This window comes from Vibrio sp. 5S239 (genome assembly GCF_041439575.1).
Classification (GTDB): domain Bacteria; phylum Pseudomonadota; class Gammaproteobacteria; order Enterobacterales; family Vibrionaceae; genus Vibrio; species Vibrio kanaloae.
Window position 1 is genome coordinate 79,166 of the sequence record NZ_JBGOOM010000020.1, and the last position, 10,414, is coordinate 89,579.

At 44.6% G+C, this 10,414-nt stretch carries 13 protein-coding genes; all 13 read right to left on the reverse strand.

Translation table 11 applies throughout. From position 1 onward, the window contains the following. Positions 1-90: 90 nt before the first annotated feature. A complete protein-coding gene (locus ACED48_RS15155; protein ID WP_017056906.1) occupies positions 91-876 on the reverse strand; it encodes a VacJ family lipoprotein in 786 nt (261 codons plus the stop codon). Between the two features lie 125 nt (positions 877-1,001). After that, a complete protein-coding gene (ccmI, locus tag ACED48_RS15160) occupies positions 1,002-2,222 on the reverse strand; it encodes a c-type cytochrome biogenesis protein CcmI (RefSeq protein ID WP_017056905.1) in 1,221 nt (406 codons plus the stop codon). Then, positions 2,222-2,713: a cytochrome c-type biogenesis protein gene (locus tag ACED48_RS15165; protein WP_017056904.1), complete on the reverse strand. Its 492-nt coding sequence runs from the start codon at positions 2,711-2,713 to the stop codon at positions 2,222-2,224. Before ACED48_RS15165 ends, ccmI begins: the two co-directional genes overlap by 1 nt. Continuing rightward, the gene (locus ACED48_RS15170; protein ID WP_017056903.1) at positions 2,710-3,261 is read right to left on the reverse strand and encodes a DsbE family thiol:disulfide interchange protein; all 552 of its coding nucleotides are present in this window, start codon (positions 3,259-3,261) and stop codon (positions 2,710-2,712) included. The genes ACED48_RS15165 and ACED48_RS15170 overlap by 4 nt, the downstream gene beginning before the upstream one ends. Positions 3,262-3,266: 5 nt before the next feature. After that, positions 3,267-5,237: a heme lyase CcmF/NrfE family subunit gene (locus tag ACED48_RS15175; protein WP_017056902.1), complete on the reverse strand. Its 1,971-nt coding sequence runs from the start codon at positions 5,235-5,237 to the stop codon at positions 3,267-3,269. Next, the gene (gene ccmE, locus ACED48_RS15180) at positions 5,234-5,716 is read right to left on the reverse strand and encodes a cytochrome c maturation protein CcmE (protein ID WP_017056901.1); all 483 of its coding nucleotides are present in this window, start codon (positions 5,714-5,716) and stop codon (positions 5,234-5,236) included. The genes ACED48_RS15175 and ccmE overlap by 4 nt, the downstream gene beginning before the upstream one ends. Beyond that, on the reverse strand, positions 5,713-5,919 hold the full coding sequence (ccmD, locus tag ACED48_RS15185) for a heme exporter protein CcmD (protein ID WP_017056900.1): 207 nt from the start codon (positions 5,917-5,919) through the stop codon (positions 5,713-5,715). The genes ccmE and ccmD overlap by 4 nt, the downstream gene beginning before the upstream one ends. Positions 5,920-5,933: 14 nt before the next feature. After that, positions 5,934-6,674, reverse strand: coding sequence for a heme ABC transporter permease (locus ACED48_RS15190; RefSeq protein WP_017056899.1), 741 nt, complete (start codon positions 6,672-6,674; stop codon positions 5,934-5,936). Positions 6,675-6,821: 147 nt separating this feature from the next. Beyond that, on the reverse strand, positions 6,822-7,490 hold the full coding sequence (gene ccmB, locus ACED48_RS15195; protein ID WP_017056898.1) for a heme exporter protein CcmB: 669 nt from the start codon (positions 7,488-7,490) through the stop codon (positions 6,822-6,824). 1 nt (position 7,491) lies between these two features. Continuing rightward, the gene (ccmA, locus tag ACED48_RS15200; RefSeq protein WP_017056897.1) at positions 7,492-8,109 is read right to left on the reverse strand and encodes a cytochrome c biogenesis heme-transporting ATPase CcmA; all 618 of its coding nucleotides are present in this window, start codon (positions 8,107-8,109) and stop codon (positions 7,492-7,494) included. 279 nt (positions 8,110-8,388) lie between these two features. Then, positions 8,389-8,901 carry a DUF2802 domain-containing protein gene (locus ACED48_RS15205; RefSeq protein ID WP_017056896.1) on the reverse strand — a complete coding sequence of 171 codons (513 nt, stop codon included), beginning with the start codon at positions 8,899-8,901 and terminating at the stop codon, positions 8,389-8,391. Further along, positions 8,901-9,395, reverse strand: a complete 495-nt coding sequence (locus ACED48_RS15210) for a chemotaxis protein CheW (RefSeq protein WP_017056895.1) — start codon at positions 9,393-9,395, stop codon at positions 8,901-8,903. Before ACED48_RS15210 ends, ACED48_RS15205 begins: the two co-directional genes overlap by 1 nt. Positions 9,396-9,465: 70 nt before the next feature. Next, the coding region (locus tag ACED48_RS15215) for a chemotaxis protein CheW (RefSeq protein ID WP_371692197.1) at positions 9,466-10,414 on the reverse strand (949 nt) is incomplete at its 5' end.

The window sequence follows — 10,414 nt, forward strand, 5'->3', positions numbered from 1 at the left end:
TTGACTTAATCTAAAGTCATAAGCATTAAAAAGGCTCGATGTTGTTTTCAACATCGAGCCTTTCTTTTATCGATTTTCTAAATCATGTTTCTAGTAATCTTCTAGATAACCATCGATGAAGTCTTCTTCTTCAAGATCGACTTCTTCCGGTTCGATTTCGGCTTTGAAGTCACGGCGTTGAATGTAGACGTCACGTGTTAATGCGTATGGATCCGGAGAGTCATCCAATTGGGCTTCTTGAGAAACTAATTGAGCCCGAGTCTCCATACCTTCAAATGCCCACTTGCCCAAGCTCGCCCAGAAGTTCAAGAAAGAGAGAGGCACATACAAACCATCGACGGTGTCCGTTACTTCACGAGTCGTCAATGGGCCGTAACCTGGCACCATAAAATAAGGGCCATTTCCTACTCCATGATGACCAATCGCATCAGAAAATGATTTGTCATCAAACTTAGTGATCCCTGCTTCGCTGGCAATATCGATCAAGCCTAACAAACCAATCGTTGAGTTAATCCAAAAACGATTGAAATGGTCGAGTGCTTTTTCACCATGGCCCATAATGAGGTTGTTCACCATGCTTGATGGTTCGTCTAAGTTGGCTAGAAAATTGGAAATACCAGAGCGAATGGGCACAGGAGTATAATCAACATAGGCAAGAGAAACAGGACGAACCAAGTAAGGGTCTAGATACTCGTAGTTGAGATCCCACATCGCTCTGTTGAACCCTTCAAAAGGATCATTAGGGTGGGATTCTACGACGTATTCAGAAGTTTCAAGGTTATTATCGTAAGCGCTTTCATCTGGCGCGCTAGAACAACCCACCGTTAAGCTAGCGATAAAAAGTAAACTCGAGAGTCTTAAAACACTGCTAGACATATCACCTTTTCCATAAGGAATTCATATAATAATAAAAAGGCCAGCAATCGCTGGCCTCAATTGTTGCGTAAGTCTATACCGTTTATCAACAAATCGGAATAGCTAACACCTATGCAAAGTGATGATTAATATTGTTTGTTGATATCAATGGTCACTGGAGCACCCAGTTCAACCACTTCACTCTCACCGTACCAATCACCATCGCGAGTTGAAACATTACCATCGGTATCAAGCCTAGCTCTAACCATCAGAGTTTCAAGGCTAGACAATTTTTGGCCTTCCAACATGCTGTTACCATCATCAAGCACAACAGTACGAGGGAAAGTCCCCAGTGGGTAACGAGCCGCAGCAACCGGCATTGGCGAGCCATCCGCTCTGTGTATTGATACTACCAACACTGAATTAGGATCAGCATTCACTTCACCAGATATCTCAAGCGTTACCGCTACACTCTTACCTTGGTCAACGCCCATGGCATTGCCCATTTTCTTCTGAGCACTTTCAATACTGCGTGACAACATTTCGTAGCGACTGTCTTGAGGACCAATCATCTGCTGCATGATACTCCAGTACTTCACAGCACCTGGGTAATCTTGACGCTCAAATGCATCGAACGCTAGCAATGAGAACACACGAAGATCAACGTAATCGTTTTGAATCAAACGGCTCAAAATCAAGCGAGCTTGGTTCTGATCGGCTTCATCAGGCGAAAGCATCAGTGCTTGTGCGAAACCTAACTGAACATCTTCATTCTTAGGCTCAAGCTTATACGCTCGTTCCATAGAATCTTTTGCTGTTTCAGCATCGCGGTTAGCCAGTGCAATACGACCAAGAAGCAACCAACCCGTTGAGTCTTTAGGTTGATAGTGAAGACGAGTACGAAGCGCTAGCGTCAAATCTTCGAGTTCATCATCCGTTAACGCGCCACCTTCTGATGACATCAACTTTTTAGACAACTCAGGAAGGTTCGAACTCACTTCTTGCCAGTGTTGAACTTTGTCTAGCGCACCAAACTTAAAGTACATACCATACGTCACAACTACAACCAGAATTATCGACGGTACAACAACGCCAAGCGTAGAGATTTGAGTCTTCTTCATCTCTTCTTGTGCAGGAACATCATCAAGCAGAGACTGTTTCAAATCAGCGATCAATTCCTGCTGGTTATCAACAAGGCCTTCTTCTGCTTCTACCTCTAACTCAACGAGGCGGTCTTTATAGAATGCTTTGTTCAACTCGTCGCGAAGCATTTCGTCGTTGTTCGCCTTCTTGTTAATGAAGGGTAGAACAATTAAGAGAATTGCCGCTAGCGAAAGGATAATGGTAGAAATCCAAAATAGAGTCATTACTGTTTATCTCCGTCGTTCTCTTCGTCGAGTAACGCTTTTAAACGTGCTTCTTTGTCTGCATCCCAGTCTTTATCTGACTCTACTGCCGCTTTCGATTTTGACTTTCTGCTGCGTAAAATGATCAAACCAAATCCAACAACAACCACTGCAAACGGACCAACCCAAAGGATTGAAGTTGCTAGTGTCAGAGGTGGATTGTAAGTAACAAAGTTACCATAGCGAGCAATCATGTAATCAATGATGTCTTGCTTCGACTTACCGTCTTTTGTCATCTCGTACACTTTTTGGCGTAAATCGACCGCTAACTCAGCATTCGAATCACCAATGGTGTTGTTCTGACATTTAGGACAACGTAGCGTGTTACTCAACTCTTTGAATTGCTGCTCTTGGTCTACATTATCAAACTCATGAAATTCGATAGGTGCCGCAAAAGCCGTTGCCGAAATTGCAAACGTCGCGAATAGAGTAATCAATGTCTTTTTAATCATTTCGCTTCCTCCAACAAATCTTGATACATCGGCTCAAGCGTCGACGCCCAGTTAGTTGGATTCACATCACCAACATGGCGGTAACGAACGACGCCGTTAGCATCAATCAAGAAGGTCTCAGGCGCACCATACACACCTAGGTCTAGACCTAGCATACCGTTACCATCAAATAGACTGATCAAGTACGGGTTACCCAGCTCGTTTAACCAACCGACAGCCTTGTTACGGTCATCTTTGTAGTTAAGACCAATGATCTTAACGCCTTGATCCGCAAGCTTGTTCAGGTAAGAGTGCTCTGCATAACAGGTAGGACACCACGTTGCCCACACGTTAAGAAGTAATGGCTCGCCCTTAAAGATCACTTGGTCGTGAAGCTTGCCCGGTTGCTCTAAGTCTTCTAGACGAAACTCAGGAACCGTTTTGCCAATCAATACGGATTCCAGTTTAGTCGGATCATCGCCCGACTGGTTGCGCATCAATTGCGTTGCAAAGACTCCAGCTAGCACCATGAACGCAATCAATGGAATGAATAAAATCTTCTTGTTCATTCGAACTAAGCCTCCTGCTCTTTAGCCGACTTTTTCACTGGCTTACGAAAACGGTAACGACGGTCACTGATAGCGATAACACCACCAAGAGACATGATCAAAGAACCCGCCCAGATCCAACGTACAAACGGTTTGTAGTAGATACGAACAGCCCAAGATTTATTGTCGTCCAAACGCTCACCCATTGCGATGTATAGGTCGCGTGTTACACCACGGTCGATCGCAGCTTCTGTCATCATAGATTTAGCTGTGGTGTAGAAACGTTTTTCCGCATGAAGCGTGTTGATGTATTTGCCTTCTTTAGTGATTTCAAAGTCAGCAATGTAACCATCGTAGTTAGGACCATCTTTGTCACGAACGCCGGTAAACAGGAAGCTATACTCTTCAAGTTGATAGCTTTCGCCGGGTGCTAAGCGTACATCGCGTTCGATACTGTAGTTTTGCACCATCGCGATACCAATCACTGTCACGGCTAAACCGATGTGACCACACATCATCGCCCAGTGGCTACGAGGTAGCTTAGTCAAACCTTTCATAAACGTATGACGGTGAGTCGCACGCTCATGCAGCTCAAAACCATGCATGAAGATGATCCAGAACGCCATGACCCAACCAGCAAACGCAGTACCACTGAAGCGGTCAGCCAATAGAGTAACCATTAGTACACTCAAACCTAGTGAGAATGCACCTGAAATCAGCATTGGTTTAACAAGCTTGGATAGATTGTCGCGTTTCCAGCGGATCAGAGGACCGATACCAAGCAAGAACGAGAACGGGATCATTAACCAGAAGAACAACATATCAAAGAATGGTGCACCGATAGATACCGAGCCCAAGCCTAACTGTTTGTGAACTAATGGCAGTAGCGTACCGACTAGCACAACCACAAGCGCTGCAATCAATAAGATGTTGTTACCAAGCAGTGCGTTTTCACGAGAAACCAGATCGAAGTTGCCGCGAACACGAACCGATGCGCCTTTAACCGCGAATAACAGCAGTGAACCACCGATAACAAAGACTAGGAAACCTAGAATAAACATACCACGAGCAGGATCCGACGCGAATGCGTGAACCGATACCAAGATGCCCGAACGAACTAAGAATGTACCTAGTAAGCTTAGTGAGAATGCAGAGATAGCCAGCAATACTGTCCAAGCTTTGAATGTGCCACGCTTTTCGGTTACCGCTAGTGAGTGCATTAGAGCAGTCCCAGCCAACCAAGGCATGAATGAAGCGTTTTCTACTGGATCCCAGAACCACCAGCCACCCCAGCCAAGTTCGTAGTAAGCCCACCATGAACCTAGTGCGATACCTACCGTTAGGAATAACCAAGCTGCGATTGTCCAAGGACGCGACCAACGAGCCCATGCCGTATCAAGACGACCACTCATTAGAGAAGCGATTGCGAAAGAGAACGCAACAGAGAAACCTACATAACCCATGTAAAGCATTGGCGGGTGAATAATCAAACCCGGGTCTTGCAGTAGTGGGTTCAAGTCACGGCCATCTACAGGGAAGAAAGGTAATGTACGTAGGAAAGGGTTAGACGTTACGATAATGAACAGCAAGAAGCCGACAGTAATCAAACCCATGATAGCCAGTACGCGAGCCACAGACTCTTGAGGCATACCACGGCTAAACGTCGCTACTGCAACTGTCCAGCCCGCTTGGATAAGAACCCAAAGCAGTAATGAACCTTCGTGAGCGCCCCAAACCGCCGTAATTCGGTAGTACCAAGGCAGCTGGCTGTTCGAGTTACTTGCGACGTATTGAATCGTAAAATCATTGGTGTAGAACGCGTAGCACAAAATAACGAATGAAATAGCTAGGAATCCGAACATGCCCCACGACAACGGTCGTGCACTATTCATCAATAACGTGTTATTTCGAGAGGCTCCGTACAATGGGAGCACACTCAATAGCAATGCCAGCCCCAAAGACAGGATCATGGCAAAATGGCCGATTTCGGCTATCATTGAACACTTCCTTCTTTTTGTTCAGTTGTGTATTGCAAAGGCTCATGGGTTTTCTTCATGGCTTCGGCAACCTCTGAAGGCATATACTCTTCATCGTGCTTTGCCAACACCTCGAACGCTTCAATAGTCGTAGCATCTTTTAGAACACCCTGAGCAACAATCCCTTGACCTTCTCTAAAAAGATCAGGGAGGATACCATCGTATAGAATTGTTACTTTAGGGCCTACATCAGCTAAATCGAAGCTTACACGTAATGATTCATTATCACGGCTTACAGAGCCGACTACGACCATGCCTCCAATACGTAGACGTTGACCAACTTCAGGTTTTTTGCCGTCTTTGCCGTTGACCAACTCAGTTGGTGTGTAGAACAGATCCATGTTCTGGTTGAGTGCGTAAACCATCAATCCAACAGTCGCACTGATACCAAAAAAGATCGCTAAAACAATGCCCAGTCTCTTTTTGCGTCTAGGGTTCATAGAGTGTTCTCCATATTTTTTGCTGCATCGATACGAGCTTGACGATCAATCTTAGCTTGTACTTCATTTAGTAATTGCTTACCACGACGAATACTTGTTACGAGTAAAATGGTCATCGCGAGGAATGTGATTCCAAATGCACTCCATACATATGAGGCGTAGCCACCCATGGCAAGGAAATCACTCAAAGATTCAAAATACATAATTACCTACCCTACTACGCTTTTTCGGCCGCAAGCTTGCGAACCCATGGACGGTGACTTTCTTTGCTGATTATTTCGTTTCGGAAACGAATCATGGTCACAGCACCAAAGAAAAAGGCGAAGCCGAAAGTGTTAAGAAGAAGCGGCCATAGCATGTCACTTGAAATAGAAGGCTTGTCGAACTTGGTGATCGTGGCACCTTGGTGAAGTGTATTCCACCATTCAACAGAGAAGTGAATAATCGGTAGGTTAACCACACCCACGATAGCCAGAATACCCGCCGCTTTTGCCGCTGTTTTCTGATCATCAAAAGCGTGGTGCAATGCAATCACACCTAAATATAGGAACAGTAAAATAAGCTCCGAGGTTAAACGTGCGTCCCAAACCCACCAAGCACCCCACATTGGTTTCCCCCAAACCGCACCAGTCAAAAGAGCGATAAAAGTAAACACAGCACCAATAGGTGCCATTGCCAACGCCGCCATGTCAGATAACCTTACTTGCCATACCAAGCCAATAAAGGCCGCAATTGCCATAGACATATAAGCGCCCATAGACCAAATTGCTGACGGAACATGGATATAAATAATTCGGAAGCTATCACCTTGTTGGTAGTCGGAAGGCGCAAATGCTAGCCCCCATACCGTACCGGCGGATAGACACAATAACGCTAGGATAGAGAACCATGGCAGAAGTTTACCAGCAAGCTGATATGAGGTTTCTGCTTTGGCATAGGGATGGAGCCATTTCCACATGTTGTAATCTCACTCTTACTTCATATTGCTTACAGCTATCACAGCTATAATTATTATAATTTATTTGGTTTGGAGCTTCTTCCAGTCACTCTTTGAGTTTGAAAGTTTGAAATCGTTCACCTTGAATATACAAAGTGGTAGTGGTCTTTAGTTAACACTTACTCTCAGTGCGGCACTAATAGCAAAAGGAGTAAGCGTCATTGCCCCCATTAGCATTGCCCCTAGTACTGCTAATTGTCCGTTATACGCAATGCCCAGCGCTGCCGCATCAATCGCTGATGTAGCAAAGATTAGAATTGGGATATACAACGGCAAAATAAGCAAACTTAAAAGTACGCCCCCCTTTTGAAGCCCTACTGTTAAAGCGACCCCAATCGCACCAATAAAACTCAATACAGGAGTACCAACCAATAACGTTAAAACAACCGACAACCAAGTATCGAAATCCAAAGACAGCAGCACTGCCAATAACGGACTGATCAAAATTAATGGTAACCCGGTCAATAACCAGTGTGCTATGACCTTGGACAATACTACCAACTGCAACGGGATGGGCATCAGCATCATCTGCTCAAGGGCACCATCTTGAAAATCATCCCGAAAAAGGCGCTCTAAAGAGAGCAATGCAGAGAGTAAAGCAGCTACCCAAACAATCCCCGCCGCGATACGTGCAAGTAGGTTTGGCTCAGGACCAATACTCAAAGGGAAAAGAGTTATAACAATGATGAAGAACCACAGAGGGTTGAAGATATCCGCTTGACGTCGGAATGCGATAAGCAGTTCACGTCGGATAATCGTGGTCATTGAAGAGATCATATTATTCACCCAACTTTATTTTTCTTAGTTTCGGGCTATCAGCAAACATATCTTGGTGTGTGGTTAACAGCACAATGCCACCGTTGTCTGCATGCTGAGAAAATAGAGACTCCAGAACTTTTACGCCCTGCTTATCAATAGCAGTTAGAGGCTCATCGAGAATCCACAGCATTTGCTTACTCAGCCAAAGACGAGCCAATGCAACGCGGCGCTGTTGACCAGCCGACAGTTGCCCTGCTGGGACATCTTCCCTACCAGCAAGGCCAACTTGAGTCAGCGCATGGTAAAGCTCTTCCTTATTCATTCCACCGCTGTGAATCGTTTGATAAAAACTAAGGTTCTCATAGGCACTAAGCTCACGCTTCACGCCAGTTTGGTGTCCAAGAAAAAGCAAATTTTGGTGGTAAGCATCTCGACTCGTTTCGATAGACTCACCATCCCAAGAGATGGTGCCTTCATCACGATCACCTAAGCCAGTAATAATCCTAAGGAGCGTCGTTTTCCCGGTACCGTTACGACCTTCAACTTGAACCAGTTCACCTGGTTTCAATTGAAAAGACAACGATTCAAACAGAACCCTGTCGTCACGAATAGCAGTTAAATTTGAGACTTCTAGCATAGGTAAATTTAGTCGAGTAAAGAGAGGGCTATAGTAGCACACCAATATGGTGACAAAATAGGACTAGGCGTTTTCGATAGAACAAACTCCGTAAGAAACTGTTACCGCTGCATCACAATTTACACATTTTTATTTACCAGGCGGATACCCTCTTAGATACAAGTACTTATAAACATCGTTCTATAAATAAATACTAGGTATAAAAAAAGAAGCCGAAGCTTCTTTTTAAGAGGAGTGCGTGGTAAACATCAACAGTTAAATACGCAATGAGCGCTCAATTTAACGACGTCGGGGGCTATCTCTACGATCGCGAGAGTCTGCTGGTTTTTCATCAAACAATGTAGGATCGCTTCTTAAAGAAGGAATTTTTTCTTTACCTGCAAGCTTATTTTGCAGAGACATCATCAGCTCAGCTTCAGCTTTTGGTAATTCGCACTCTTCAATAAGTTCGTTGATCCCAGCGCCAAGCTGAACCATTTTCGTTGCACGTGTGTACAAACGTCCGTCGTTGTCCGCATGTTCCAACTCAACAATACGTTCATTCAAGTGCTTTATCAGGTCTTGCTGTTCTGTCACTTTCTGGCCCAAGCCAACCACAACAGAGCGAACTTCAAGTAACTGCTTACTCGATTTTTGAAGCTCCTTGTCCAAGTTACGAACTTGCAGACGTGATTGCTCGAGTTGTTTTTGAATCGCACGTTTTACTTTGCTAATCAAAAGCATGACAAATAACGTAAAAACCCCAACTCCAGAGAGAAGAGCAACAGGGGTTAAAGAAAGCGCTTCAAACATTACAGGTGAGCCATCTCATCCCATTCGTCTTCGCTTAGTAGCTTATTAAGATCTACTAAGATAAGCAGCTTGCCATCACGGTTGCTTACACCTTGGATAAACTTAGCACTTTCATCGGTACCAACACTTGGTGTCGTATCGATCTCAGAAGAACGTAAGTAAACCACTTCAGCAACGCTATCCACTAGAATACCAATCACTTGACGCTCAGATTCAATAACGATAATACGAGTGTTATCTGTGATTTCACCTTGCATCAAACCAAAGCGAGAACGAGTGTCGATCACGGTAACAACATTGCCACGTAGGTTGATAATACCTAAAACATAGTCTGGAGCACCTGGTACTGGGGCAATTTCGCTATAGCGTAGTACTTCACGAACCTGCATTACATTAATGCCGTAAGTTTCTTCTTCCAGCTGGAATGTTACCCATTGAAGTACTTCATCATTGGTTGGATCTTTTCTTACTTCAACTTCACTCATATGAGACATAGATAATCCTCTTGTCGTCGTTACCGACCACTATTATTAACTTGATGCGTTTATTGTACCAATCGTAGTACTAGCTCAATGCTTTTACATCTAGCCCTGCGTTTAACATGGCGACTAATGCTTCGACATGGATCAAAGCACACATTTTTTCTTTAACCATACCGGCGAGCCATGGACGTTTTCCTGCCATTTCTCGCCAACGTACTTTATCTGCGTTCAACAGCTCTGTGCCTTTAAGCTCGGTACTCGCAAGTCCCCATAAGCTATCTCCAAGCATCACTATATATTGATAGTTTTCTTTATATTCGTCACCCGATAGTTTCTCAGGCATCACCCATTTTGCGGTATCGACCACATCTAGCTGATTTTCACGGTTGGTTTGCAACCCTAGATACCAGGCTGGCTTACCAATAATGTGACTTAACTCTTCAAGGCGATGGATACCACCTAGCTCATCAAGCGGCACAGCGAAGGTCACACCATTAACTTCAAAATACAAGGCTTGGAAATCTTCCGTTCGAGCCGTGCTTTCCCACGAAGTAAACTTGTCAATACCTCCAGCTTGAGTTTCGAGTTCAACAACCGTCTCAATTTTAGGAGATTCAAGCTCAGTCTCTTCAGGCTTAATTGCTGGTTGTTCAGCTTCAACTTGTTGCTGTTCAATTTGCTGTGATACAACTTGAGGTTCGACAGCAATGGATAATTCAGGTTCTGGAAGGTTCCAATCTTGAATTTCTGGTTCTTCAAACAATTGAGCAGATGCCACCGCGACGTCAAACACCTGCATGTCTTCTTGCTGGGCGATTTTCTGAGTATTTTGATCCATCAATTCATCTAGATTCAGATCTTCTACTACATTAGTTGCCTCTAAACGACTCAGGAGTTTTTGAACATCCTCAAGATTCGGAACCTCAAACTCAGCCGCGCGTATTTCTGCATAGCTTGAATGATGGCTCGAAAGTTGTGGCTCTGGCTCTGGCTCTGGCTCTGGCTCTGGCTCTGGCTCTGGCTCTGGCTCT